This window comes from Micromonospora cynarisoli (assembly GCF_030518815.1).
In the GTDB taxonomy this organism is placed as follows: Bacteria; Actinomycetota; Actinomycetes; order Mycobacteriales; family Micromonosporaceae; genus Micromonospora; species Micromonospora wenchangensis.
Map to the genome: position 1 here is coordinate 841,841 of NZ_CP130426.1, position 26,011 is coordinate 867,851.

Below are 26,011 nucleotides of genomic sequence, written 5' to 3' on the forward strand. Positions count from 1 at the left end.
GGCGGCCCGACCGACCGCGGCGGGCACCGACCCGGCAGGGGACCGGCCGGGCGATGTGCGCCGCGGCGTCGGCGGATAATGGCCGCCATGACCACCAGCTGGAACGTCCCGGGTCTGCCGTTCGCCCTGTCACCGTCGCCCGAGGCGGCGTGGACGATAGCCGAGGCGGACGGCGTGGTGACCGGGTCGGCGGCCCCGCGCAGTGACATCTTCATCGATCCGGCGGCGGGTGACCCGGCCGCCGGGCCGACGCTCGACGCGGCGACCCTGCTCGGCCCGCCCCCGGACGGCGACTTCCAGTTCAGCGCCCGGGTCACCGTCGACTTCGCGGCCACCTACGACGCCGGGGTGCTGCTGCTCTGGGTCGACGAGCGGCACTGGGGCAAGCTCTGCTTCGAACTCTCTCCCGACGGCGAACCGATGATCGTCTCGGTGGTCGCCCGGGGCGTCGCCGACGACGCCAACGCCTTCGTCGTCGACGCCCCCACGGTCTGGCTGCGGGTGTCCCGGATCGACAACGCGTTCGCGTACCACGCCTCGGTCGACGGACGGACCTGGCGGATGGTCAGGTACTTCGGCATCGACGGCGCGGCCACCGCCGCCACGATCGGCCTGGAGGCGCAGTCGCCCACCGGCGACGGCTGCCGGGTCGTCTTCGACGACATCCGCTTCACCCGCGACCGGCTGGCCGACCTGCGCAACGGTTCCTGACCCGGGTCCCGGCCGTCGCCACACCGGGCCCGTCGAGCCGGACCAGGGCCGACCGGTAGGTGCCCGGTCGGTCGCCGGGGACGGACTCGACCCGGTGGCTGTCCACCGGGTGCCGGGCGGCGTCGGCCGCCAACCGGCCCAGCAGCCGGGCCACCGCCCAGGCGCACTCCTGTGGGCCGCGCCCGGCCGACAGGAGCAGGTGGACGCTCACCCCCGACCCCGCCGACGTCCGTCCCGGCGGGCCGGCCCGAGGTCGGGCGTCTTGTAGGTGACCAGCGGGACGGTGCTCGCCACCGGGGTGGCCAGGTCGTGCGCGACGAGGTCGGCGACCACCTGCTCGATGCGTTTGTAGGCCGTCGGCGCCTCCTCGAACAGCAGTTGCCGGTCACCGCACACCACCAGCGAGCCCACCGGCGTACGCCGCAACTGCGCGACGGTGTGTTTGGCCCGCCCCCGGCGCAGCGCGTCGGCGCGGGACATCTTGCGGCCCGCGCCGTGGGCCACGGAATGGTTGGCCGCCGGGCCCGCGTGCCCTGCCACGAGGTACGACGGGGTGCCCCGGGTGCCGGCGACCAGCACGTCCCGGCCGTCGCCCGGGGCCGCCCCCTTGCGGTGCAGGTATCCGCCGTCGCGGACCTCGACCAGGTTGTGGCACTGGTCGAGGACCGGCTCGGTGGGTGCGGCCCCCAGGGCGTGGGCGACCCGGGCGGCCAGCACCCGCCGGTTGAGCGCGCCCCAACGGACCGCCTCGTCGTGCCGCGCCAGGTAGCCGGCCGGGTCGGGAGCCGGCCCCGCGCCGTGCGCCTCGGTGTGGGCCCGCAGGATCCGCTCGCCCAGGCCCCGCGACCCGCTGTGCACGATGAGCACGAGGTCACCGACGGCGAGCCCGCGCCGGTCCGCGTGGTCCGCCGCGAGGACGGTGTCGATCCGGGCCAGTTCGACGAAGTGGTTGCCCCGACCGACCGTGCCGAGCCCCTCGACGTGACCGGCGGGCGGCTCGCCGGGCACGACGGACCAGGCCGGATCGGCGGGGTCCGGCGACCGGTCCAGGTCCGGGAACCGGGCGGCGATCCGCTCGGGCACGGCCCGCTTCAGGTCGATCGGGAAGACGGCGATGCCGCACCCGATGTCGGAGCCCACCAGATGCGGGTAGAGCACGGTCGAGGCCATCGCCGCGCCGATCGGGGCACCCTTGCCCGGGTGCAGGTCGGGCATGGCGGCGACGTGCCGCATGCCGTCGAGGGCGGCCACCTGGTGGCACTGCCTGACGGCGTCGGACTCGATCCAGCTCCCGGGGGAGGCGAAGACGGTGACGGTGGCCGTGGTCGGGGACGGCAGGGAATGCTGTGGGGACACGGACGCTCGTTTCGGGTGACGGCAACGGACTGACGGCGCGCGGTGGCACGACGGCGCGTGGTGGCGCGCGGTGCGGCGCGGGCGGGATGCGGAGGTGTCCGTCAGTACGTCATGCCCACCAGCCTGGCCCACCGGACCGCTCCCGCCAACGGGTTTTCGGCCGGCCGCTCAGCCGACCGGCATCCCCAACGGGTCGGCGAGCAGCCGGGTGAAGCCGAGATCCGCCGCGCCGACCAGGGTCGCGTCGTCACCGAGGGCGGACACCCGCAGCTGCACCCGGGTACGCGAGACCGGCAGGACGTTGACGGCGATCCGTTCCCGTACGTGCGCCGCCGAGCCCCGGTACACCTCCCGCAGCATCCCGCCGAAGATGACCATGCCGGGGTTGAACAGGTTGATGACGTTCGCCACCCCGATGCCGAGCCAGTCGCCGACGGTCCGCAACGCCTCCCGGGCCGCCGGGTCGCCGCGGTCCGCCGCGTCCACCACCTCCCGAACCGCGCCCCGGCCGATCCGGTCGGCGGGCCGACCCGCCGCGTCGAGCAACGCCCGCTCCCCGACCTCGGCCTCCAGGCAGCCGCGCGACCCACACCCGCACGGTCTGCCGTCGTACGGGTTGACCAGCATGTGACCGACCTCGGAGCCGTACCCGCCGTCGCCGCCGAGCAGCTCGCCCCCGACGATGATCCCGCCGCCGACCCCGACGTCGCCGTGCAGGTAGACCAGGTTGTTCACGCCGACACCCACACCGCGCTGGTGCTCGGCCACCGCGCCCAGGTGGGCCTCGTTGCCGACCAGGACCGGCAGCCCCAGATCGAGCCGGCGGGCCAGCTCCGCGCCGAACGCCTGGTCCACCCAACCCATGTCCGGCCCGAAACGCACCATCCCGTCGCCCGGCCGGATCATCCCGCAGTACGACGCGCCGATCCCGACGCAGGTCGCCCCCGACGCCGCCGTGCCGTGCAACTGCCGCCCGAGATCGGCCAGCACGCCCACGACGGTGTCCAGGTCCGCGCCCGCGCGGGCCCGGTGCGCCTCGCGGCGGTCCTGGATCGCCCCGCCCAGCCCCACCCGGGCCGCGACCAGCCGGTCCACCGCGATGTCGAAGGCGAGCACGTACACCCGGTCGGCGGCCGGCCGGACCACCAGGGACGGTCGGCCGGCCCGCCCGGTCAGCTCGGGGAAGCCCTCCCGGACCAGGCCGGCCGCGACCAGTTCCGTGGTGAGCGCCAGGACCGTGCTGCGGTTGACGCCCAGCCACTCGGCCAGCCCGGCCCGCGACACCGGGCCACCGAGATGCACCCGCCGCAGCAGTGCCCCGAGGCTCCGGCGGCGGCTGTCACCCGGCGACTGCCCGTCCACGGTCGGACTTCTCGGCATCACGAGGCGGACCCTGTCGATCGGCGGTTGACTACCCGTCGAGGGTAGTGGCGTCGGCGGCCGCCAGCCACCTCGCCCACCCGGCCGGTGACCGTGTCCACCGGCCGTCGCGGACCCGCCGCCGGGCCCGCGACAGCCGGTGGCTCACCCCTCGATCCGGGTGATGTTGCGGATCTTGTTGGACGCGTCCAGCGCGGCGACCTTGTACGCCTCCGACAGGGTCGGATAGTTGAAGACGGTGTCGATCAGGTAGTCGACCGTCCCGCCGCAGCCCATCACCGTCTGCCCGATGTGGACGATCTCGGTCGCGCCGGTGCCGAACACGTGCACCCCGAGCAGCCGCCCGTCCTGCGGGGAGACCAGCAGCTTCAACATGCCGTACGAGTCGCCGACGATCTGCCCCCGGGCCAGCTCGCGGTAGCGGGCGACGCCGACCTCGAACGGGGTGGCGCTGTTGGTCAGCTCCTCCTCGGTCTTCCCGACGAAGCTGATCTCCGGGATCGTGTAGATGCCGATCGGCTGCAACTCCTGGAGTTCACGCACCGGCTCGCCGCAGGCGTGCAGCGCCGCCATCCGGCCCTGCTCCATCGAGGTGGACGCCAGCGCCGGGAAGCCGATCACGTCACCGACCGCGTAGATGTGCTCGACGCTGGTGCGGTAGTGCTCGTCCACCGCGATCCGACCGCGCCGGTCGGCCTCCAGCCCGGCCGCGTCGAGGGCCAGGTCGTCGGTCTGCCCCTGCCGGCCGGCCGAGTACATGACGGTGTCCGCGACGATCTTCTTGCCACTCTTGAGGATGCACAGCGCGGCCGTCTCGTGCTTCTCGACCGCCGCGACCTCCTCGCCGAAGCGGAACGTCACCGACAGGTCGCGCAGGTGGTACTTGAGCGACTCGACGATCTCCTCGTCGCAGAAGTCGAGCATCCCGTCGCGGCGTTCCACCACCGTCACCTTCGTGCCGAGCGCGGCGAACATGGAGGCGTACTCCATGCCGATCACGCCCGCGCCGACCACCACCATGCTGCGGGGCACGGCCTGGAGGTTGATCACCCCGTCGGAGTCGACGATCGTCCGGTCGTCGAAGTCGACGCTGTCCGGCCGGGCCGGGCGGGTGCCGGCGGCGATGACGATCTTGTCGAAGGTGAGCTTCGACTCGTGCCCGGAGCCGCCGTCCACCCAGATCGAGTGCGGGTCGGCGAACCGGCCGGTGCCGGTGATCAACGCGACCCGGTTGCGGGCGAGCTGGTTGCGGATGACGTCGGTCTGCCGGCTGATCACGTGCTGTGTCCGGGCGGCCAGATCACCGACGGTGATCTCCTCCTTCACCCGGTAGCTGCTGCCGTACAGGTCCCGCTGGCTCAGGCCGGTGAGGTAGAGCACGGCCTCCCGCAGCGTCTTGGAGGGGACGGTGCCGGTGTTGATGCACACCCCACCGATCATGTCGCGGCGGTCCACGATGCCGACCCGCCTACCGAGCTTCGCGGCGGCGATCGCCGCCTTCTGACCGCTGGGCCCGGAGCCCAGCACCAACAGGTCGTAGTCATACACGGCTCCTAGCCTCGCAAGCGGTCGCAAGATGTGCCAGTCGTGATCGTCGCGGTGGCCGTGCACCTCACCGTCGACGTCCGACCGCACCGGCACCTCACCCCGCGCGGCCCGAAACCCGCGACCGCCCGGCGGGTCGGCGCAGGTCGGCGCTACGGTGGGCCGGTCGCCGCAGCCGTGCCGGGCCGCCTGGCGACGCCGGGGACACGACGAGGGGGCAGGTGACGGAAGCGTCATGACCGACTACGGACACGAGCTGCTGTTCGGCGGCTTCCTCACCCCCGACGCCGGGCACCCGGATCAGGTCGTCGCCCGCGCCCGGCTCTGCGAGCAGGCCGGCCTGGACCTCGTCACCTTCCAGGACCACCCCTACCAGCCGGGATTCCTCGACACCTGGACGCTGATGTCCTACCTGGCGGCGGCGACCAGCCGGATCAGGCTGGCCGGCAACGTGCTCAACCTGCCGCTGCGGCAGCCGGTGGTGCTGGCCCGCAGCGTCGCCAGCCTCGACCTGCTCAGCGGCGGCCGGGTCGAACTCGGCCTCGGCACGGGCGCGTTCTGGGACGCCATCGAGGCCAACGGGGGCCGACGGCTCACCCCCGGGCAGGCGGTGAACGCCCTCGACGAGGCGATCCGGATCATCCGGGAGGTGTGGGCCGCCGACCGGCGCGGCGGGGTACGGGTCGACGGCGAGCACTACCGGGTGGTCGGCGCCAAGCGCGGCCCCGCCCCGGCACACCCGGTGGGAATCTGGGTCGGGGCGTACAAGCCGAGGCTGCTGCGGCTGGTGGGCCGGACGGCGGACGGCTGGCTGCCCTCGCTGGCGTACCTGCCGAACGGGCCGGCGGACCTGGCCGGGCTCAACGCGCTCGTCGACGAGGGAGCGACGGCGGCCGGGCGCGACCCCGCCCGGGTACGGCGGTTGCTGAACGTCTCCGGGCGGTTCACCGGCACCGGCGCGGGCTTCCTCGACGGGCCGCCCCGGCAGTGGGTGCGGGAGCTGACCGACCTGGTGCTGGAGCACGGCACCTCCGGGTTCGTCCTCGGCACCGACGACCCCGCCAGCATCCAGCTCTTCGCCCAGGAGGTCGCCCCCGGCGTCCGTGAACTGGTCGCCGCCGAGCGGGCCGGCTCGACCGCCCCCGCGCCGGCCGCCCCGCCGCCGGGGGAGCCCGCCGGGCCGGCGGGCGGGACGGCGGAGCCGACAGGTGCGGCGGGACCGGCGCAGGGGCGGCGGGAGACCGTCCGGGCCGGGGGCGTCGCGGGCCTCGCGGTCACCCCCACCCCCGCACCCGAGGTACGGCACAGCGACCACCGGCTCTGGGACGAGTCGACCCGGCCGGTCGCCCCGCCCGCCCCGGCCGGGCACGTCTACTCCCCGCAGGCCCAGGCCGTCGGTGGGCACCTGGTCGACGTGCACGACCACCTACGTCGGGAACTGGGCGAGATCCGCGACCTGCTCGACCAGGTCCGGCGGGGGGTGGTGTCCGCCGGGGACGCCCGGGGCGTGCTCAACCGGATGACCCTGCGGCAGAACAACTGGACGCTGGGGGCGTACTGCGCCGCCTACTGCACGCTCGTCACCCAGCACCACGGGCTGGAGGACGACGCGATCTTCCCGCACCTGCGGCGGGCCGATCCGGGGCTGGTCCCGGTGATCGACCGGCTGGAGCAGGAACACGTCGTCATCCACGAGGTCGTCGAGGGAGTCGACCGGGCCCTGGTCGCGCTGATCGGGGATCCGGGGCGGCTCACCGGCCTCCAGCAGGCGGTGGACGTGCTCACCGACACCCTGCTGTCCCACCTGTCCTACGAGGAACAGAACATCGTCGAACCCCTGGCCCGGTACGGCTTCTACCCCGGGCAGCTCTGACCGGCCGGCGTCGCTCCGGTGCCGGCCCGGCCCCGCGACGGACAGCGGTCGGCGGGTGACGCCGTTCGGGCCGCCGTGCCATAATTCCGGTGGCGCCCGCGGTTGTCACCGTCGGGCCCGGGGGGCCGCCTCCGCGGCACGCGGACGGCGGGGGATCGACCCCCGGAGGCCACAGTGGATTCCACCTCTCTCGCCGACCTCGTCGATCTGCTCGACGGCCTGTTGCAGCTGGGTGCCGCCGCGCTCAGCCTCGCCGCCGCCGTCGTGGTCGCCCGTACCACCCGCCGGTCGGACCGCCAGCGCGACGACTGACCGGCCACCACGGCGTGGCGGCGGCGTTCACCATCTCGTCGTAGCCGCCGGCCCTCCGCCGCCGTCCCCGGGGGACCCGACCGCCGTCGCCCGGCCGTCCACCATTGACACGACTCGTGGTCCACTTCATCGTCGGAGGAACCGCCTCCGCATCGAAGGGTTTGCCTGATGGTCGACACCGCGCACACGTACGTCATCGTCGGAGCCGGGCCCGCCGGCCTACAGCTGAGTTACTACCTTCAGCAGCAGGGTGCCGACTACCTGACGCTCGAACGTGGCGCCGAGCCGGGGGGCTTCTTCCGGCGGTTCCCGCGCCACCGCCGCCTGATCTCGCTCAACAAGGTGCACACCGACAGCAGCGACCCCGAGATCCGACTGCGGTGGGACTGGAACTCGCTGCTCAACGACGACCCGGAGCTGCTGTTCCCCCACTTCAGCCAGGAATACCTGCCGGCCGCCGACGACCTGGTGCGGTACCTCGCCGAGTTCCAGCGGGTGCACCAGCTCCGGGTCCGCTACGGCACCACCGTCGAGCACGTCTCCCGGGAGGACGACGGGTTCACCGTCCGTACCGACCGGGGGGTGGTGCGGGCGCGGTGCCTGATCGTGGCGACCGGCTGGGGGCGGCCGTTCGTGCCGGACATCAAGGGCATCGAGCACGCCACCGGCTACGAGGAGATGGACGTCGACCCCGACCGGTACGCCGGCAAGCGGGTCCTGATCATCGGCAAGGGCAACTCGGCGTTCGAGACCGCCTCGTCGATCCTGGGCAAGGCCTCGATGGTGCACCTGGCCAGCCGGCAGCCGCTGCGGCTGGCCTGGAACACCAAGCACCCCGGCGACGTCCGGGGCCAGTACGGCGCGATCCTCGACAGCTACCAGTTCAAGACGCTGCACTCGGTGCTCGACTGCACCATCGACGAGATCCGGCCGGTCGACGGCAGGTTCCGCGTCTCGATCACCTACACCCACGCCCAGGGCGAGACCGCCGAGCTCGACTACCACGAGGTGCTGCGCTGCACCGGCTTCCGGATGGACACCTCCCTGTTCGACGCCTCCTGCGCCCCGGACATGGTGCGCGACGGCCGGATGCCGGGCCTGCGCCCCGACTGGCAGTCGAGCAACGTCGACGACCTGTACTTCGCCGGCACCATCGCCCAGGCGCGGGATGTGAAGCACGCCTCGTCGCCGTTCATCGACGGGTTCCGGTACAACCTGCGTACCTTCACCCGGCTGCTGCGGGAGCGGTACGACGACGTGCCGCTGCCCGTCGCCACCGCGCCGGGCGAGCCGGCCTCGCTGACCAAGGTGATGCTCGACCGGGTCAACTGGAGTTCGGCGCTGTGGACCCAGTTCGAGTACCTCTGCGACGTCTTCGTCCGCGACGACGCCACCGGCGACTTCCGGCACTACGAGGACCTGCCGGAGGACTACGCCGTGCAGCGCTTCGCCGACTCCGCCCACTGCTACACCCTGGCCCTGCGCTGGGGCCGCGACGACTACGGCGACGTGTTCGCCATCGAGCGGCACCCGACCCCGGACCGGGCCCGGGAGAGCGCCTTCATCCACCCGGTGATCCGGCGCTACCGCCACGGCGAACTGGTGGCCGAGCAGCACCTGCTGGAGGACCTGCTGGCCGAGTGGCGGCGGCCGGACCGGCACGTGGAGCCACTGGTGCGCTTCCTCGGCAGGGACCTCACTGACGGATCATGACCTCGTCGAGCGGTTTGCGGGCCAGGTCGGGCACCCGCGCGTCCGGCGCCGGGTACCCGACCGGCAGCACCAGGTTCGGTCGTTCCTCAGGCGGGCGTTCGCACACCTCGTTGAGGAACCGCATCGGGCTGGGCGTGTGCGTCAGGGTGGCCAGCCCGACCTGGTGCAGCGCGGTGATCAGCAGGCCGACCGCGATGCCGACGGATTCCTTGACGTAGTACGGCTTGGGGCTGTGCGGCCCCTGGTGCACCTCGAACACGACGATGACGGCGGGTGCGGTCTCCAGGAACGGCTTCTCCCAGTCGGTGCCGAGCGCGGCGATCGCACCCAGCCACTCCTGCGGCGCGCGCCGCTGGTAGAAGTCGCGTTCCTCGGCCTCGGCCGCCGCACGCAGCCGGCGCTTGCGGGCCGGGTCGGTCAGCACGACGAACCGCCACGGCTGCACGTTGGCCCCGCTGGGGGCGGTCGAGGCGGCCCTGATCGCCGCCTCGACCACCCCCTCGGGTATCGGGTCGGGGGCGAAGTCGCGCACCGATCGGCGGCGGGCCATCTGCTCGGCGAACGCCTCCGCCGCGCGGACCATGTCCGCCGCCGGACGGCGTTCGAGTCGGATCGGGACGGTGGGTAGCAGGACCGTGTCGGCCATCGTCGCCTCCCTGGGAGAACCGCTGCCGACCACCGCCGACCCTCGCTCCACAGTGGACGTGAGGGCCGCGCGGGGCGGCTGCTCCCAGCATTTCCGAGACGGGCCGCTTCGTCGTTACGCCAGTGTGCTGTCTTGCCCATCGGGCACGTCCGGAGCGGTCGCGGTGACCAGCGCGGCGACCACGTCGGTGAGCCGGCCCCCGGCCGCCGCCGCCCGCTGCCGGGCCGCCCCGTCGCCGTCGGCCGCCAGCCCGGCCAGCCACCGCTGGACCCGGGGACCGTCGCCGGTCTCCTCCAACGCCGGCCGGGCCAGCTCGACCAGCTGCGCGGCGAGCACCCCGGCGGGCAGCAGCCGGCCGGTGCCGACCTCGACACCGTGGCCGCCCATCCCGTCGCGGGCCGCCCGCCAGTACGCCAGCCGCATCAGGTCCGGGTCGGTGCGGGGCCCCTCGTCGCCCCGCTCGACGGCCGTCGCGGCGACCATCGCCAGGGCCCGGACCAGCGCGGCGAACCCGGCGGACTCGGCGGCGGTGATCGGCATGTCGGCCACCCGCACCTCAAGGGTGGGATGACGGGCCGACAGCCGCAGGTCCCAGAAGATCGTCCCCGAGTCGACCATCGCGCCCGCGTCGAGCAGCAGGTCGATGTGGGCGTCGTACTCCCGGGCCGAGGTCAGGAACGGCGGCGGCCCGGCCACCGGCCAGCGCTGCCAGGTCAGGCTGCGCCAGCTCGCGTAGCCGGTGTCGCGTTCGCGCCAGAAGGGCGAGTTGGCGGTGAGGGCCAACAGCACCGGCAGGTGCGGACGCAGGTGGTTGCCGACCAGCACCGCCCGGTCCCGGTCCGGCTGCTCCACGTGCACGTGCACCGCGCAGATCGCCAGGTCGTCGTGCAGCCCCCGGTAGGTGGCGTTGCCCCGGTCCTGCCGTGGCCCCTGGGTGATCGGTGGCGGCACCGCCGGACCGAGCACCGGCGAGGCGGTGGCGACCACCCGCAGCCCGTCCCGACCCGCCGCCACCTGCAACGCCGTCCGCGCCTCGACGAGTTGCGCGTGCAGATCCGCCACCGCGTGGCAGGGATCGGTGCGGGTCTCGATCTGCAGTTCGGTGATCTCGCCACCCACCCGGCCGCCGAGCGCCGGACGGGCCCGGTCGACCACGGTGGCGGCCTGCGGCGTCACCTCGCCCCGCTCGGCGTCGACGACGAGGAACTCCTCCTCGACGCCGAGCAGGGGAATGGACGACCCCGACCGCTGTGCCGTACTCATGTGCGCGTCCGACCCCTGCCCGTCGGTCCCTCGCCGACAGGGGGTAGCCTACGGCCCCGTCGGCCGGGCCGCGCTCAGTCGCACTCCTTCATGGACAGTTGGTCGACCAGACCGGCCAGCAGGGCGGTACGCTCCGGCATCCGGTCGAGGTGGACGTACTCGTCGCGGGCGTGCGCCCCACCACCCACCGCGCCCAACCCGTCCAGGGTCGGCACCCCCAGCGCGGCCGTGAAGTTGCCGTCGGACGCGCCCGCCGCGTGCGCCCCGGTCAGCGCCGGCAGGCCGAGCCGGGCGGCGACCGACTGGGCGATCTCCAGCAGCGGCCGGGCCAGCTCCGGGGGCATCGGATGCCGGCCGATACGACCCTCCACCGCCACCGTCGCCTCGGGCAGGAACGGCACCAGCCCGTGGATGGCCCGGTCGACGCGTTCGAGTTCGGCGCTGGTCCACGCCCGCACGTCGACTGCCAGGCTGGCCAGCTCCGGCACCGTGTTGGTGGTGGTGCCCGCCGCCAACAGGGTCGGGGTGACCGAGGTGCCGGCGCTGTGCCCCGCGCCGAGGGCGCGCAGCGTGAGGATCTGGTGGGCGACCTCGACGGTGGCGTTCACCCCCCGCTGGGGTTCCACCCCGGCGTGGGCGGCCCGTCCCTGCACGATGACCCGGTACACCGAGCCGCCCTTGCGGGCCACCTTCACCTGTCCGTCCGGGGTGGCCGCCTCGCAGACCAGCACGGCGTCCGAGCGGCGCGCCTCGCGTTCGATCAGCGGCCGGGAGGTGCCGGAGCCGCTCTCCTCGTCGCAGGTGAGCAGCACCCCCACCCGGGAGGTGTCGGCCAGCAGGCCCAGTGCGGTGAACATCTGCACGATGCCGGCCTTCATGTCGCACACCCCGGGGCCGGTGGCGACGTCCCCGCGTACGGTGAAGGGCCGGGAGCGGATGGTGCCGGTGGGGAAGACCGTGTCGAAGTGGCCGAGCAGCAGCACCCGTTGCCGGGCCGCCGGCCACAGCAGGTGCGGCAGCCCGTCGACGACGACGCGTTCGGCGGGCCGGCCGAGCACCTGCTCGCCCCAGCCGGCGAGCAGGTCGGCGCAGGACTCCAGGTGGGGCAGGTCGCCCGGGGCCGACTCGGCGGCGACCAGGACAGCCAGCCGGTCCACCATCTCGGTGCGCAGTTTCGTCGCGGCGTCGAGCAGATCGCGCGGATGGTCCATCGAGCCCTCCAGCTTCGAAGACAGTGACGGGCCTGGCCAGGCGACCCGTCCACCATCGCAGCGCCGCCCGGCGACGGTCATCCGTTGCCGTGCTCACCGTCCCCGGCGTCGGCCGGCGCGTCGAGCAGGCGCAGCCCGGCGGCGGGACCCGGGCCGCCGCCACCGCCGACCGGGCGGATGGCGGCGGTCACCTATCGTGACCCCATGACGACGATGTGGGTGGTGCTCGGTGGTGCGGCACTGGTGATGATCGGCACGGTCGGCTGGGTCGCCTGGCGCGACCGGGCCCGCACCGTCGGGGCCGAGAACGGGGCCGCCGGGCAGGAGGCCCAGTCCAGGCGGCACCGGTACGAGGTGGAGCGGCACACCAGTCAGGGTGGGACGATCTACGGGGGCCAGCCCTGGTGACCACCCGGGCCGAGTCGATCCGGGTCGCCCATGGTCAACGGGACGCCGGCCGGGCATGATCGTTCCACGGTCGGGGTACCCACCGACCGCAGGACCGGCACGCCTGGGAGGCACACGGTGACGGCAGGCTCGCGACGCCGCTCGCACGGACCACTGCTCGCCGCGCTGACGGCGCTGGTGGTGGCGGTCGGCTGCGCGGCCGGCGGGGTGGGGGAGAGCGGCCCGCAGGAACCCCGGGAGCCGGCCCCCCGGCAGCCGTCGCGCCCGGCGGCCCCCGCCTCGCCCGAGGCGGAGACCACCCGCGCCGACGGCACCACCAGCGTGGCCGAGTTCAAGAGCGACATCGACGACGCCGTCACCATCGCCGAACGCTACTGGGCCGCCCAGTTCCGGGCCTCCGGCCGACAGTTCCGCCCGATCAGCCGGATCGTGCCCTACCAGCGCGAGGGCGAGGTCTCCTGCGCCGGGCAGGCACTGCCGCGCAACAACGCCGTCTACTGCTCCCGGGGCGACTTCATCGCCTACGACGTCAACTGGTCGGTGTCGGCGTTCCGGCAGGTCGGTGACGCGTTCGTGTTCTACCTGCTGGGCCACGAGTACGCCCACGGCATCCAGGTCCGCCTCGGCCTGCGCGCCGACTTCACCATCCAGCAGGAGTTGCAGGCCGACTGCATGGCCGGGGCGTACCTCGGCGACTCGGTCCGCGACGGCACCCTGAGACTCGACGCCGGAGACCTCGACGAGTTCCGTGACGGGCTGCTCGCCGTCGGCGACGACCCCGACCAGCCGTGGTTCGCCGAAGGCTCGCACGGCACCGCCGAACAGCGCACCGACTGGTTCTTCCGCGGCTACGAGCGCTCCCTGGGCGCCTGCAACCTGCGCTGAGGAGCAGGTCACGTCCGGCCGGTACGGCGGCACGCGTCCCGGGCCGGCCTGGCAGGATCGCCCGGAGACCACCCGCGAGCGCCAGGAGGATTCCGCTGAGCAGCCCACACCCCGCCGCCGTGCTCTTCGACATGGACGGCACCCTGGTCGACAGCGAGAAGCTCTGGGACGTCGCCCTGCACGAGTTGGCTGCCGTCTACGGGGGAACGCTCTCCGGTCCGGCCCGGCGGGCGATGATCGGCACCGCGATGGCCGCGTCGATGCGCATCCTCCACGACGACCTCGGCCAACCCGAGCGGGACCCGCAGGCCAGCGCCGAGTGGATCAACGCGCGGATCCTGGAGCTGTTCCGCACCGGGCTGCGCTGGCGGCCGGGCGCGCTGACCCTGCTGCGGGCGGTCCGCGCCGCCGGCATCCCCACCGCCCTGGTCACCTCCAGCGGCCGGCCGCTGGTCGAGGTCGCCCTGGACACCCTCGGCCGGGACAGCTTCGACGCCGTGGTCTGCGGCGACGAGGTGGACTCGGCCAAACCGCACCCCGAGCCGTACCTGACCGCCGCCCGGCTGCTCGACGTGCCGATCGGCCGCTGCGTGGCGATCGAGGACTCGCCGACCGGGGTGGCCAGCGCGCTCGCCGCCGGTGCGGCGGTGCTGGCCGTACCGGCGGAGGTGCCGGTTCCGCCGACCGAGGGCGTACACCAGGTGGAGAGCCTGACCGGTGCGGATCTGGAGCTGCTGGCGGCGCTGCTCGGTGCGCCACCCGCCTGAGCCGCCCGGACCCGCGCGGCCACGACGGAGGGGGTCCCGCCGGCCGGCGGAACCCCCTCGCGGCGGACGGGATCAGTCGTGCGCGATCGCGCCCAGCACGTTGATCCGGGCCGCCCGCACCGCCGGGAGCACCGCCGCGACCACGCCGATGACGGCCGCCAGCAGCAGGAACAGCCCCATCTGACCCCACGGCAGGATCAGGTCGGTGATGCCGTCGTCCTTGAGCGCCCGGACCACCGCGGCACCGAGACCGACGCCCACCACGATCCCGAGCAGCGCCCCGAAGACCGAGATCACCACCGCCTCCACGGTGATCATCCGCATGGTCTGCGCCCGGCGCAGCCCGATCGCCCGCAGCAGGCCCAACTCGCGGGTCCGCTCCAGCACCGACAGGGCCAGCGTGTTCACGATGCCGAGCACCGCGATCACGATCGCCAGCGCCAACAGGATCTGGATCATCGTGAGCAGGCTGTCCAGCGAGCCGGTCTGCTGTTCGATGAACGCGTCCCGGTCGGCCACCGACACCTCCGGGCTGTCGGCCAGCAGCGCCTCCACCTGCGGCTGCACGTCCGCCACCCGGGTCCCCGGGGCCAGCTGGATGAACCCCTGGTTGGGCTTCGGGATGGCGAAGTCCTTCACCGCCTGCGGCGGCAACTGCACCGGGCTGGTCAGCTCGGAACTCTCGTAGATGCCGCTGACCGTGTAGGTGCGCGGCTCACCCCGGGAGGCCTGCACGGTCACCGTCGACCCGACCGAGATGTTGCGGGACCTGGCGGCGTCGGAGCTGAACAGCATCTGGTCCGGGCCGAGCCGGCTGATGTCACCGGCGGTCGTCTTGGCCCCGAAGATCCGCTGCAACGCGGTCACGTCGCTGGACGCGGCCAGCCAGGTGACCTTCCCGTCGACCATGCCCATGTCGCCGTACTCGCCGTCGGCCAGCTGCACACCCGGCAGCGCCGCCACCTTCGTCAGCACCGCCGGGTCGAAGCTCGCCGGACGCGGACCGGTCGACGCCCCCGAGATCACCAGCTCGGCCTTGATGGTGTCCTGGGCCAGCGCGCCGATGCTGCCCTTCGCCGAGTCCAGGATCACCGTCACCCCGGTCACCAGGGCGATGCCGACCATCAGCGCCGCCGCCGTGATCGCCGTCCGGCGCGGGTTGCGGCCGGAGTTGAGCCGACCCAGCTTGCCCGGCACCGACCAGGCGAAGACCGCCCCCAGCAGGGACACCACCGGGCGGCTGATCAGCGGGGTCAGCAGCGCCACCCCGATGAAGGCGAACAGCACCCCACCCAGGATGACCGGCAGCGTGTTGTCCCCGGCGTTGCCGCTGAGCCCGAGGAACAACAGCACCGCGCCGATCCCGGTGATCACCCCGCCGGTCACGGTGACCCGGGTCAACGGACGGTCCGGGTTGGCCACGTCCTGCATCGCCGCGATCGGCGGGATGCGTGCGGCCCGCAGCGCCGGCAGCAGCGCCGCCACCACCGTGATCAGCAGGCCGACCGCGAACGAGCCGATCACCGCCGACGCCGGGACGCCGATTCCGGCCAGCGTCAACCCGCCGGCCAGGTTGCCGAAGACGTACGCCAGCAGCGCGCCGATGCCGATGCCGGCGCCCAGCCCCAGCACCGAGGCGATCAGGCCGATCGCCACCGCCTCCAGCACCACCGAACCGATGATCTGCCGGCCGCTGGCCCCGATCGCCCGCATCAGGGCCAGCTCCCGGGTCCGCTGCGCCACGATGATCGAGAAGGTGTTGAGGATGAGGAACGTGCCCACCAGCAGCGCGACGGCGGCGAACCCGAGCAGGATCTTGTTGAAGAAGGACAGCCCCTCCTTCAGGCTCGCCGAGGCGTCCGCCGACAACTGCGCGCCGGTCTTGACCTCGAATCCGTCGCCGAGCGTCCGGGCCACGTCGTCGCGCAACGTGGCGTCGCCGACCCCGGGGGCAGCCCGGACGGTGACGTTGGTGAAGGCGTCCCGCTCGCCCAGCAGCAGCCGCTGCGCCACCGGCGTGGTGAAGGCGATCTCGTTGACCCCGCCGATGGAGTCCCGGTCACCGCTGTAGCCGAAGACCCCGACCAGGGTGAAGGTCTGCTTCGGCGTCAACGGGGTCAGCACCCCGACCCGGTCGCCGACCTTCACCCCGCCCGCCTGCGCCAGCGCCGCGTTGACGACGATCTCGTCGTCCGCCCGCGGCTCCCGGCCCTCCCGCAGCTTCACCAGGTCGCTCTCGCCCCGCCAGTTCGCCCCGAGCTGCGGCGGACCGAACGAGGTGACCACCTTGCCGTTGCCGCCGATCAGCTGGGCCCCGTCGGTGTTGACCACCCCGGTGGCCTCGGCCACCCCGGGCACCCCGGCGATCCGCTGCACGGTCGCCGCCGGCACCGTGGTCGGCACCTGCTCGCCCTGCATCTCGCCGAGCGCCACCTTGGGCTTGCCTGCGACGTTGACGTCGATGCCCTCGTACGCGTCGGCGAAGACCGCGTCGAACGAGCGGCCCAGCGTGTCGGTGAGCACGAACGCCCCCGCGACGAACATGACGCCCAGCACCACGGCCAGGCCGGACAGCAGCAGGCGCACCTTGCGCGCCAGCAGACTCTTGAGGGTGGCCCGTAACATCAGCCGGCCACCTCGACCGGAGTGTCCAGCTTCTTCATGGTGTCCAGCACCGTGTCGGCGGTCGGCTCGATCAGCTCCGAGACGATCTGCCCGTCGGCGAGGAAGACCACCCGGTCGGCGTACGCGGCGGCCGTCGGGTCGTGGGTGACCATCACGATGGTCTGCCCGTGTTCGCGTACCGAGTTGCGCAGGAAGTTGAGCACCTCCGCGCCGGAACGGGAGTCCAGGTTCCCGGTCGGCTCGTCGGCGAAGATCACCTCGGGTCGGGCGACCAGCGCCCGCGCGCAGGCGACCCGCTGCTGCTGGCCACCGGAGAGCTGCGACGGCCGGTGCCCCAGCCGGTCCCGCAGGCCGACGGTGTCGATCACCGTGTCGTACCAGGCCGGGTCGGGCTTGCGGCCGGCGATCGACATCGGCAGCAGGATGTTCTCCTGGGCGGTGAGCGTGGGCAGCAGGTTGAACTGCTGGAAGATGAAGCCCACCTTGTCCCGGCGCAGCTTCGTCAGACCCGAGTCACCCAGCCCGGTCACCGTGGTGTCGCCGATCTGCACCGTGCCCTTGCTCACCGAGTCCAACCCGGCCAGGCAGTGCATCAGCGTCGACTTGCCCGAGCCCGACGGGCCCATGATCGCGGTGAACCTGCCCCGCTCGAACTCGGCGCTGACCCCCCGCAGCGCGGCGACCTGCGCCTCGCCGGTGCCGTACACCTTCCACACGTCGTTCGCCCGGGCCGCGGCCTGCTCATGCCGGCCTACCGTCGCGGTCACGTCATCTACCTCTTCCGTCTGGCTGTGTGTGCCCCCACCGCCCCCGCTGGTCGGTGGGGTCGATCCCATCCTCGGTGCCGGCCGGCGCGGATCCGTCCGACCACGGACTGACCCGGCGCGGATTTCCCGCTGCGGGTCGGCCCGGAGAACGGCTCAGGGTTGTCCCTGAGCCGGCGACGGGTCGCGCCGCCCCACCCTGCGGCGGAGCCCGGCATCGACGTCAGGATCTGACGCCACGTCACGGTCAACCGTGCCGCACCGCCTTTCGTCACGGTAGGTGAGCGGGACAACGCTGCCGTCCCCCCACCGGCCTCACCCTGGGTACGCCCCGAGGGGCATCCGACGCCGCCCGGCTACGCCTTCGGGCGGACCAGCCCCGACTCGTACGCCAGTACCACCGCCTGCACGCGGTCACGCAGCCGCAGCTTGGTCAGCACGTGCCCGACGTGCGTCTTGATCGTCGTCTCGCTGACCGACAGCGCGGCGGCGATCTCCGCGTTGGACAACCCCCGGGCCACCTGGACGAGCACCTCCCGTTCCCGCTCGGTCAACGTGCCCAACGCCTTCGGTGGGCTCGCCGCCGGGTCGGGCAGCACGGTGGCGAACCGGTCCAGCAGCCGCCTGAGGATGCGCGGCGCCACCACCGCCTCCCCGGCGGCCACCGTCCGGATGGCGGTGACCAGATCGTCGGCCGGCACGTCCTTGGCCAGGAAGCCGCTCGCCCCGGCCCGCAACGCCCCCACCACGTACTCGTCGAGGTCGAAGGTGGTGAGGATGAGCACCCGAACCGGCAACCGGGCCTCGACGATCGCCCGGGTCGCGGCCACCCCGTCCATCCGGGGCATCCGGATGTCCATCAACACCACGTCGGGCAGCAGCCGCCGGGACAGCTCCACCGCCTCCTGACCGTCCCCGGCCTCGGCGACGATGTCGAGGTCGTCCTCGGTGCCCAGCACCATCCGGAACCCGGTGCGCAGCAACGGCTGGTCGTCGGCGAGCAGGATCCGCACCGGCCGCCCCGGCGGGTGCCCGGTGGCCCGTCCGTCCGGCGCGGACGACGGGGGGCTGCCGTACGTCTGGCCCATCTGCTGTCCCCGTTCCCCCGTCACGCCGGGACCGTCCCGGCCGGTTCCACCGGAATTCTCGCGTACACCCGGAAGCCGCCGCCGGGCCGTGGCCCGATCCGTAGGGTTCCACCGTAGAGCGCCACCCGTTCCCGCATCCCGACCAGACCGTGCCCGATCCGGCCGGGCCCCGGCTCCGGCCCCCGCCCCGTGTCGGTGATCTCCACGGTCAGGCCGCCGTCGTCGACGCCCAGCCGGACGGTCGCGGTGGCCGCCCCGGCGTGCTTGAGCGCGTTCGTCAACGCCTCCTGAGCGATCCGGTACACCGTCAGTGCGACACCCTCGTCGACCGTCGGCACCGGCTCCGTGACCTCCAGGGTGACCGGCAGCCCCGCCTCGCGTACCTGTTCCACCAGGGCGGTGATGCCGGCCAGGCCGGGCTGCGGGGTGAGGTCGGCGGCGGGCTCCGCGTCGGTCCGCAGCACGTCCAGCAGCCGGCGCATCTCGCGCAGCGTCACCCGGCTGGTGTCCTCGATGGTGGCGATGGCCTCGTCGGCGGAGGCCAGGTCCCGGTGCAGCACCCGCCGGGCCCCGGTGGCCAGCACCCCCATCACGCTGACGTGGTGGGCGACCACGTCGTGCAGCTCCCGGGCGATCCGCCGCCGCTCGTCGGCCACCGCCTGCTCGGCCAGCGCCCGCTGGTTGCCCTCGGCCGCCCGGGCCCGTTCCCGCAGCGCCCGCAGCGAGGTGCGCCGGGCCCGCACCGCCCGCCCCACCGCGTAGGCGAGCAGGGCGGTGAGCAGGTTGTTGAGCACCAGGTACGCCGGGCTGACGTCGAGCGCGGTGTCCAGCGGGGTGAACACGTTGAGGGCGGCCACCGGCACCCAGAGCAGCACCGTGGCGGCCACCGCAGTCAGCACCGCCCGGTGTACCGCCATCGTGTACGTCAGCACCAGGAACGTCAGGCTCTGCGTGGTCGGGGCGTGCCCGAGCAGCGCCGGCACGGCCAGGGTGGCCAGCGCCGCCACCACCGCCGGCCACGGGGCGGCCCGGCGCAGCGCCACCGGCGTCGCGCACAGCGCGCTCCAGGCCAGCGCGGACGGCAACTGCCGGGGCCAGAACTCGCGCGGGGTGAGCAGGACGAAGGCGACCTCGAGCAGCACCAGCGCGCCGGCGAACAGGGCGTCACCGGCCAGCGGCCGGCGCGCCCACCACCGCTCGGGTCCCTCGGTCATACCGCGACGCTAGCCGCCCGCCGGGGCGTCAGGTCATCGCCGACGGTGAACCTCGTCTCCTCCTCACGGATGAGCCGATCTCCACCCGGTGCCGACGGCGGGCGCTACTCGTCGGCGCCCGGGGTGGCCGGCCGGGACCGGGCGTCGCGCAACGGGTCGGCCGCCCCGGCCCGCTCGGGAAACGGCGGCGGGGTGCCGCCGAAGGCCGGGCAGTGCGCCTGGTGGTTGCACCAGTCGCAGAGCCGGCTCGGCCGGGGGCGGAAATCCTGCCGGGCGGTGGCCTGCTCGATGGCCTGCCAGAGCGCCACCACCGTACGCTCGAACCGCACCAGCTCGTCGGCGTCGGGGGAGTAGTCGCAGACCTCGGCGTCCTTGAGGTAGAGCAGGCGCAACACCCGCGGCACCACGCCCCGGGTGCGCCACAGCACCAGCGCGTAGAACTTCAACTGGAACAGCGCCCGCGCCTCGAACGCCTCCCGCGGCGCGCCGCCGGTCTTGTAGTCGACCACCCGCAGCGCCCCGTCGGGCGCCACGTCGAGCCGGTCGAGGTAACCCCGGATGAGCAGCTCGTCGTCGACCACCGCGGAGATCAGGCTCTCCCGCTCGGCGGGCTCCAACCGACGCGGGTCCTCCACCGCGAAGTAGCCCTCCAGCAGGGCCGCCGCCGACCGGAGGAACTCGGCGGTGCCCGGCTCGTCGCCCGGGTCGAACAGCCCGGCCAGCTCGGGCTGCTCGGTGACCAGCCGGTCCCACTGCGGGCCGACCAGGTCGCCGGCGGCCTGCGGGGTGCGCCCGCCCGCCGGCAGGTCGAACAACCGCTCCAGCACCGCATGCACCAGGGTGCCCCGGGCCTGCTCGACGCTGGGCCGCTCGGGCAGCCGGTCGATGCTGCGGAACCGGTAGAGCAGCGGGCAGGTCTTGAAGTCGGCCGCCCGCGACGGCGACAGCGAGGCCCGGACCGTGGCGGGCAGCGCCGCCGGAGGATGCTGCTGGTCGATCACCGGTTCCGCCGTCATGCCCCGAAGGTTAGGACACCGGTGTGACAGGGCCGCGCTCGCCGCACCGGGCATGATCAGGTCGGCGCGTAGCATCGGGGCGGTGGAGTCCCGTGCCCGCCCGCCGCGCCGCCCCCGCAGCGGCCTGACCGTCGGCCGGGTGTTCGGGGTGCCGCTGCACCTCAACGTGTCGATGCTGCTGCTCACCCTGCTGGTGACCGTCACCTACGCCGAGTTCGCCCGGGACCGGCTCGGCCTGTCCCCGCTCGGCGGCTACCTGATCGGCCTCGGCTTCGTGGTGTCGCTGCTCGGCTCGGTCCTGCTGCACGAGCTGGGGCACGCGCTGACCGCCCGCCGGCACGGCATCGGTGTGCGTGGGATCACCCTGGAACTGCTCGGCGGATACACCGAGATGGACCGGGACGCCCCCACCCCCCGGGTGGAACTGCTGGTCTCGCTGGCCGGCCCGGCCGTCTCGGCGCTGCTCGGCGGGCTCGCCGTGGCCGCCACCCTGGCCACCCCCGACCACACCCTGGCCCACCAGCTCGCGCTGCAACTGGCGTTGAGCAACGTCATCGTCGCCGTGTTCAACGTGCTGCCCGGTCTGCCCCTGGACGGCGGCCGGGCGCTGCGCGCCGTGCTGTGGCGGATCACCCGCGACCGGCACCGGGCCACCGAGGTCGCCGGCTGGGTCGGGCGGGCCGTCGCGGTGGGCACCGCCGGGCTGGTCGTGCTGCTCACCGTCGAGCGGGTGCTGGTGCCGCTGGCGCTGCCGCTGATGCTGCTGGTCGCGGTCACCCTCTGGCGCGGCGCCGGGCAGTCGATCCGGTACGCCCGGATCAGCCGCCGGGTGCCGCTGCTCGACCTGGCCCGGCTGGCCCGCCCGGTCGTCGCCGTGCCCACCGGCACGCCGCTGGCCGAGGCGCAGCGCCGGCACGCCGAGCAGGGCCCACCCGGATCCGCCGTGCTGGTCGTCGACGGCGCGGGCCGGCCGGTCGCCCTGGTCGACCCGGCCGCGGCGGACGCCGTGCCGGTGGGCCGGCGGCCCTGGCTCGGGGTGGACGCGGTGGCCCGGCCGCTGGCCGCGCTGCCGGCGGTGCCGCTCGGTCTCGACGGCGAGCGGCTGATGGCGGCCGTCCAGGCCCACCCGGGCGCGCGCTACGTGGTGACGGCAGGCGAAGATGTGGTCGGCGTTCTGCACATCGCGGATCTCGCCCAGGTCCTCGAACCCACACGGAAGATGAACAGGTGACCGCAGCACATCCCCCCGCCCTCCCGGCCCCCAACGGCACACCGACGTCCACCGCCGTCGCGGAACTCCCCCCGGTGCACCGGGGCCCGTTCCGCCCCGGTGACCGGGTGCAGCTGACCGACCCGAAGGGGAGGATGCACACGGTCACCCTGGAGCCCGGCAAGGAGTTCCACACCCACCGGGGCATCCTGGCGCACGACGCGTTGATCGGGCAGCCCGACGGCAGTGTGGTCAGCACCGCCGGCGGCGGGACGGCGTTCCTGGCGCTGCGTCCGCTGCTGTCGGACTACGTGCTGTCCATGCCGCGCGGCGCCCAGGTGATCTATCCGAAGGACTCGGCGCAGATCGTCGCGATGGGTGACATCTTCCCCGGCGCGAAGGTGCTGGAGGCCGGCGCCGGCTCCGGGGCGCTGAGCTGCTCCCTGCTGCGCGCCGTCGGCACCGGCGGCGAGCTGCACTCCTACGAGGTGCGCGACGACTTCGCCCAGATCGCCAGGCGCAACGTGGAGGCGTTCTTCGGCGCGCCGCACCCGGCCTGGCGGCTGCACGTCGGCGACGTCGCCGACTGCCCGGAGACCGGTTTCGACCGGATCATCCTGGACATGCTCACCCCCTGGGAGACCCTCGACATGGTCGAGCGGGCGCTGCTGCCCGGCGGCGTGTTCATCGGCTACGTGGCGACCACCCCGCAGCTGTCCGAGCTGGTCGAGGCGCTGCGCGAGCGGGGCGGCTGGACCGAGCCGCGGGCCTGGGAGTCGCTGGTGCGCGACTGGCACGCCGAGGGGCTCGCCGTCCGGCCCGACCACCGGATGATCGCGCACACCGCGTTCCTGGTCTCCGCGCGTAAGCTCGCTCCGGGCGTCACCGCGCCGCCGCGCCGCCGCAAGCCCAGCAAGGGCGCCGAGGCGTACGCGGAACGCAAGCAGGCGTTGCGGGAGGCGGCGGCGGCCCGGGACGCGGCGGCGCAGCAGGCCACCGCCGCCGCGTCGGCCGCCGGAGCCGACGGGCGGGACCGGCCGTGACGGCGGATCGGAGCAGCTGGGCGTGAACGGGCAGAACCCGACGGCCGGTGCGGGCCGACGGTGTGACCGCGGGGAGTGCGCATGAGCCGGCCGGGCTTCGGCGGCGGTGAGCTGCCGGCCGTGTTCCCCGACTGGTCGCCGTACCAGGATCTGGAGTCGGCGGCGCGGGCCTACCTGCGCGACCCGGACATCGCCCTGGAGGCGCTCGGCGGGGTGCTGCGGGGCGCCTCGGTGCTCGGCTTCACCCTTGAACGGTTCGTCAACGAGGTCAACGGGGTGTGGCAGGAGGTCGTCGTCTGCGACGGCAGCCGGCTGGTGCTCTGGCACGGCGAGGACGTGCCGCCGGGGGAGGGCCCGCCCGGGTCGATGACGTCGTCGCTGCGGGTGGTGCCGATCTCCACGGTCACCGAGGTGGGCTGCCGCCGGCGGCTGACCCGGGCCGAGAACGGCGACGTCCGGGTGGACAGCATCGACGTCTACCTGCTGCTCACCTCGCTGGACGAGGCCCCACCCGGTGACGAGATGGTGGGCGCGCCCCGGCACGACGCGCTGCGCTTCGGCAAGACGCTCGACGACGGCGGGGCCGGCCAGATCGCCCGGCTGGAGGAGTTCGCCCGGCTGGTCGCCTCGGTGGTCGGCCGCCCGCTGCTGTAGCACCGCGACCGGGCCGTGGGCGGCGGGGCGACCCCGGCCCGGGGGCGGTCAGCCGTCCTCGGCCTCGGGGCCGGCCACCTCGACGCCGTCGCTGCCGCGCACCACGTGGATGCACTCACCCGGGCACTCCCTGGCGGAGTCGATCACCTCCAGCCGCAGGTGTTCCGGCACGTCGACCCGGCTGCCGGGGGCGAGCCGCAGCTCACCGTCGACACCCTTGACGTACGCCAGGCCGTCGACGTCGAACTCGAAGACCTCCGGCGCGTACTGCACGCAGAGCCCGTCACCCGTGCAGAGATCCTGGTCCACCCAGACCTGCAACTGGTCGGTAGCGACGTCGGTCACCCGGCACCCCCCATGTTCTCCTGTCCCACTCCCCGACGGTACCCGAACGGCCGGACCTGCCCCTCACGCGTCCCGTGGCGATCAAGGTTCGGTGACGAGGGCGTTGCGTGGGACCGAATCGGCCTCATAGCGGCTAGTGTTAGGGCAGAACGTTCAAGCCCCCCGGGGAGGTGGGACGTGGCACGCAGTGACGACGCGGACTCGCGCGCCGCACGGTGGGAGAAGGAGGCCCACGATCTCTCCACGCAGGTCGCGTTCCTTCAGGAGGAACTCGCTCTGGTGCGGCGCAAGTTGACCGAAAGCCCCCGACACGTCCGGCAGCTCGAAGAGCGGCTGGCGGCCACCCAGGCACAGTTGGCGCGGCTCACCGAGAACAACGACCGGCTCGTGAGCACCCTCAAGGAGGCTCGCGCGCAGATCGTGACGCTCAAGGAGGAGATCGACCGGCTGGCACAGCCGCCGTCCGGCTACGGCGTCTTCCTCGCGCGACACGACGACGGCACGGTGGACATCTTCACCGGCGGACGCAAGCTCCGGGTAGCCGTCTCACCCTCACTGGACGCCGAGGAGTTGCGGCGCGGCCAGGAGGTCCTGCTCAACGACGCGCTCAACATCGTCGACGCGTTCGGCTACGAGCGGGTCGGTGAGGTGGTGATGCTCAAGGAGATCCTCGCGGGTCCCGAGGGCGCTCCCGGTGACCGGGCGCTGGTGGTTTCGCACTCCGACGAGGAGCGCATCGTCCACCTGGCCGACACCCTGATCGGCACCGCGATCAGGGCCGGCGACTCGCTCATGATCGAGCCCCGCTCGGCGTACGCCTACGAGCGGATCCCGAAGAGCGAGGTCGAGGAGTTGGTGCTGGAGGAGGTGCCCGACGTCGACTACACCGACATCGGCGGCCTCCAGTCGCAGATCGAGCAGATCCGCGATGCGGTGGAGCTGCCCTTCCTGCACGCCGACCTGTTCCGGGAGCACCAGCTCCGGCCGCCGAAGGGCATCCTGCTCTACGGTCCGCCGGGCTGCGGCAAGACGCTCATCGCCAAGGCGGTGGCCAACTCGCTGGCCAAGAAGATCGCCGAGCGGCTGGGCAAGGACCGGCACACCAGCTTCTTCCTCAACATCAAGGGTCCGGAGCTGCTCAACAAGTACGTCGGCGAGACCGAGCGGCACATTCGGCTGATCTTCCAGCGGGCCCGGGAGAAGGCCGGGGAGGGCACCCCGGTCATCGTGTTCTTCGACGAGATGGACTCGATCTTCCGGACGCGTGGCTCCGGTGTCTCCTCCGACGTGGAGAACACCATCGTCCCGCAGCTGTTGAGCGAGATCGACGGCGTCGAGGGCCTGGAGAACGTGATCGTGATCGGTGCCTCCAACCGGGAGGACATGATCGACCCGGCCATCCTGCGCCCCGGCCGGCTCGACGTGAAGATCAAGATCGAGCGTCCGGACGCCGAGGCGGCCAAGGACATCTTCTCCAAGTACATCCTCGCCGGGCTGCCGCTGCACGCCGACGACCTGGCCGAGCACGGCGGCGAGCCGCAGGCCACCGTCGCGGCCATGATCGACGCGGTCGTCCTGCGGATGTACTCGGAGACCGAGGAGAACCGCTTCCTCGAGGTCACCTACGCCAACGGTGACAAGGAGGTCCTGTACTTCAAGGACTTCAACTCCGGCGCGATGATCCAGAACATCGTCGACCGGGGCAAGAAGATGGCGATCAAGGAGTTCCTCACCTCCGGGCGCAAGGGGCTGCGGTTGCAGCACCTGCTCGACGCCTGCGTCGACGAGTTCCGGGAGAACGAGGACCTGCCCAACACCACCAACCCGGACGACTGGGCCCGGATCTCCGGCAAGAAGGGCGAGCGGATCGTCTACATCCGTACGCTCGTCTCCGGCGGCAAGGGCACCGAGGCCGGCCGTTCCATCGAAACCGCCAGCAACACCGGCCAGTACCTCTGACCGGCTGACCGGACGACGGGCCC

General features: G+C 73.3%; 23 protein-coding genes and 1 pseudogene. 11 read left to right on the forward strand and 13 right to left on the reverse strand.

The features are described from left to right. Nucleotides 1–87 precede the first annotated feature (87 nt). Nucleotides 88–711 carry a DUF1349 domain-containing protein gene (locus Q2K16_RS03350; RefSeq protein ID WP_302743483.1) on the forward strand — a complete coding sequence of 208 codons (624 nt, stop codon included), beginning with the start codon at nt 88–90 and terminating at the stop codon, nt 709–711. Nucleotides 712–730: 19 nt separating this feature from the next. Here Q2K16_RS03350 and Q2K16_RS03355 read toward each other — a convergent pair. The 4 genes and pseudogenes from Q2K16_RS03355 to sthA form a co-directional block, all read right to left on the reverse strand. After that, nucleotides 731–922, reverse strand: a pseudogene (locus Q2K16_RS03355) (peptide chain release factor H); the annotation flags it as partial. Continuing rightward, nucleotides 919–2,067, reverse strand: coding sequence for an RNA ligase RtcB family protein (locus tag Q2K16_RS03360; RefSeq protein ID WP_302743484.1), 1,149 nt, complete (start codon nt 2,065–2,067; stop codon nt 919–921). The gene Q2K16_RS03360 and the pseudogene Q2K16_RS03355, both read right to left, overlap by 4 nt. Before the next feature lie 168 nt (nt 2,068–2,235). Continuing rightward, nucleotides 2,236–3,447, reverse strand: a complete 1,212-nt coding sequence (locus Q2K16_RS03365; protein WP_302743485.1) for an ROK family transcriptional regulator — start codon at nt 3,445–3,447, stop codon at nt 2,236–2,238. Nucleotides 3,448–3,591: 144 nt separating this feature from the next. After that, on the reverse strand, nt 3,592–4,995 hold the full coding sequence (sthA, locus tag Q2K16_RS03370) for a Si-specific NAD(P)(+) transhydrogenase (protein ID WP_302743486.1): 1,404 nt from the start codon (nt 4,993–4,995) through the stop codon (nt 3,592–3,594). A 232-nt stretch (nt 4,996–5,227) separates the two neighbouring features. Between sthA and Q2K16_RS03375 the strand changes: the two genes are divergently transcribed. The 3 genes from Q2K16_RS03375 (at nt 5,228) to Q2K16_RS03385 (ending at nt 8,890) form a co-directional block, all read left to right on the forward strand. Then, on the forward strand, nt 5,228–6,865 hold the full coding sequence (locus Q2K16_RS03375; RefSeq protein ID WP_302743487.1) for an LLM class flavin-dependent oxidoreductase: 1,638 nt from the start codon (nt 5,228–5,230) through the stop codon (nt 6,863–6,865). A gap of 174 nt (nt 6,866–7,039) precedes the next feature. Beyond that, on the forward strand, nt 7,040–7,177 hold the full coding sequence (locus Q2K16_RS03380; RefSeq protein ID WP_302743488.1) for a hypothetical protein: 138 nt from the start codon (nt 7,040–7,042) through the stop codon (nt 7,175–7,177). Between the two features lie 168 nt (nt 7,178–7,345). Then, nucleotides 7,346–8,890, forward strand: coding sequence for an NAD(P)-binding domain-containing protein (locus Q2K16_RS03385; RefSeq protein ID WP_302743489.1), 1,545 nt, complete (start codon nt 7,346–7,348; stop codon nt 8,888–8,890). Here the strand turns inward: Q2K16_RS03385 and Q2K16_RS03390 are convergent. The 3 genes from Q2K16_RS03390 to Q2K16_RS03400 all read right to left on the reverse strand — a co-directional run bounded on the left by Q2K16_RS03390 (nt 8,874) and on the right by Q2K16_RS03400 (nt 12,010). Further along, nucleotides 8,874–9,473, reverse strand: a complete 600-nt coding sequence (locus Q2K16_RS03390; protein ID WP_302746350.1) for a nitroreductase family protein — start codon at nt 9,471–9,473, stop codon at nt 8,874–8,876. The genes Q2K16_RS03385 and Q2K16_RS03390 overlap by 17 nt on opposite strands. A gap of 177 nt (nt 9,474–9,650) precedes the next feature. Continuing rightward, nucleotides 9,651–10,799, reverse strand: a complete 1,149-nt coding sequence (locus Q2K16_RS03395; RefSeq protein ID WP_302743490.1) for a carboxylate-amine ligase — start codon at nt 10,797–10,799, stop codon at nt 9,651–9,653. 74 nt (nt 10,800–10,873) lie between these two features. Further along, nucleotides 10,874–12,010, reverse strand: a complete 1,137-nt coding sequence (locus Q2K16_RS03400; protein WP_302743491.1) for a M20 family metallopeptidase — start codon at nt 12,008–12,010, stop codon at nt 10,874–10,876. Nucleotides 12,011–12,214: 204 nt separating this feature from the next. On the opposite strand from Q2K16_RS03400, the gene Q2K16_RS03405 reads away from it, so the two are divergent. The 3 genes from Q2K16_RS03405 (at nt 12,215) to Q2K16_RS03415 (ending at nt 14,070) form a co-directional block, all read left to right on the forward strand. Then, nucleotides 12,215–12,418 (forward strand): hypothetical protein, encoded by a 204-nt coding sequence (locus tag Q2K16_RS03405; RefSeq protein WP_302743492.1) that lies wholly within the window; start codon nt 12,215–12,217, stop codon nt 12,416–12,418. Nucleotides 12,419–12,535: 117 nt separating this feature from the next. Further along, the gene (locus Q2K16_RS03410; protein WP_302743493.1) at nt 12,536–13,303 is read left to right on the forward strand and encodes a neutral zinc metallopeptidase; all 768 of its coding nucleotides are present in this window, start codon (nt 12,536–12,538) and stop codon (nt 13,301–13,303) included. A 119-nt stretch (nt 13,304–13,422) separates the two neighbouring features. Next, entirely contained in the window at nt 13,423–14,070 is a 648-nt protein-coding gene (locus tag Q2K16_RS03415; RefSeq protein WP_302743494.1) for an HAD family hydrolase, read from the forward strand. Between the two features lie 72 nt (nt 14,071–14,142). Here Q2K16_RS03415 and Q2K16_RS03420 read toward each other — a convergent pair whose 3' ends face one another. The 5 genes from Q2K16_RS03420 to Q2K16_RS03440 form a co-directional block, all read right to left on the reverse strand. Then, nucleotides 14,143–16,695 (reverse strand): ABC transporter permease, encoded by a 2,553-nt coding sequence (locus tag Q2K16_RS03420; protein WP_302743495.1) that lies wholly within the window; start codon nt 16,693–16,695, stop codon nt 14,143–14,145. Further along, nucleotides 16,695–17,462 carry an ABC transporter ATP-binding protein gene (locus tag Q2K16_RS03425; RefSeq protein WP_302743496.1) on the reverse strand — a complete coding sequence of 256 codons (768 nt, stop codon included), beginning with the start codon at nt 17,460–17,462 and terminating at the stop codon, nt 16,695–16,697. The genes Q2K16_RS03420 and Q2K16_RS03425 overlap by 1 nt, the downstream gene beginning before the upstream one ends. Nucleotides 17,463–17,815: 353 nt before the next feature. Further along, entirely contained in the window at nt 17,816–18,547 is a 732-nt protein-coding gene (locus Q2K16_RS03430) for a response regulator (RefSeq protein WP_364312804.1), read from the reverse strand. A 20-nt stretch (nt 18,548–18,567) separates the two neighbouring features. Then, nucleotides 18,568–19,761, reverse strand: a complete 1,194-nt coding sequence (locus Q2K16_RS03435) for a sensor histidine kinase (protein WP_302743497.1) — start codon at nt 19,759–19,761, stop codon at nt 18,568–18,570. A gap of 104 nt (nt 19,762–19,865) precedes the next feature. Beyond that, nucleotides 19,866–20,777: a RecB family exonuclease gene (locus Q2K16_RS03440; protein ID WP_302743498.1), complete on the reverse strand. Its 912-nt coding sequence runs from the start codon at nt 20,775–20,777 to the stop codon at nt 19,866–19,868. A gap of 139 nt (nt 20,778–20,916) precedes the next feature. Between Q2K16_RS03440 and Q2K16_RS03445 the strand changes: the two genes are divergently transcribed. The 3 genes from Q2K16_RS03445 to Q2K16_RS03455 all read left to right on the forward strand — a co-directional run bounded on the left by Q2K16_RS03445 (nt 20,917) and on the right by Q2K16_RS03455 (nt 23,684). Continuing rightward, the gene (locus Q2K16_RS03445) at nt 20,917–22,008 is read left to right on the forward strand and encodes a site-2 protease family protein (protein ID WP_489671897.1); all 1,092 of its coding nucleotides are present in this window, start codon (nt 20,917–20,919) and stop codon (nt 22,006–22,008) included. 74 nt (nt 22,009–22,082) lie between these two features. After that, nucleotides 22,083–23,030 carry a tRNA (adenine-N1)-methyltransferase gene (locus Q2K16_RS03450; RefSeq protein WP_302746351.1) on the forward strand — a complete coding sequence of 316 codons (948 nt, stop codon included), beginning with the start codon at nt 22,083–22,085 and terminating at the stop codon, nt 23,028–23,030. Between the two features lie 81 nt (nt 23,031–23,111). After that, on the forward strand, nt 23,112–23,684 hold the full coding sequence (locus tag Q2K16_RS03455) for a hypothetical protein (protein WP_302743500.1): 573 nt from the start codon (nt 23,112–23,114) through the stop codon (nt 23,682–23,684). A 48-nt stretch (nt 23,685–23,732) separates the two neighbouring features. On the opposite strand, the gene Q2K16_RS03460 is transcribed toward Q2K16_RS03455, so the two are convergent. Beyond that, on the reverse strand, nt 23,733–24,029 hold the full coding sequence (locus Q2K16_RS03460) for a ferredoxin (protein WP_302743501.1): 297 nt from the start codon (nt 24,027–24,029) through the stop codon (nt 23,733–23,735). A 177-nt stretch (nt 24,030–24,206) separates the two neighbouring features. On the opposite strand from Q2K16_RS03460, the gene arc reads away from it, so the two are divergent. Continuing rightward, nucleotides 24,207–25,988: a proteasome ATPase gene (gene arc / locus Q2K16_RS03465; protein WP_088646667.1), complete on the forward strand. Its 1,782-nt coding sequence runs from the start codon at nt 24,207–24,209 to the stop codon at nt 25,986–25,988. The last annotated feature ends 23 nt before the right edge of the window (nt 25,989–26,011 follow it).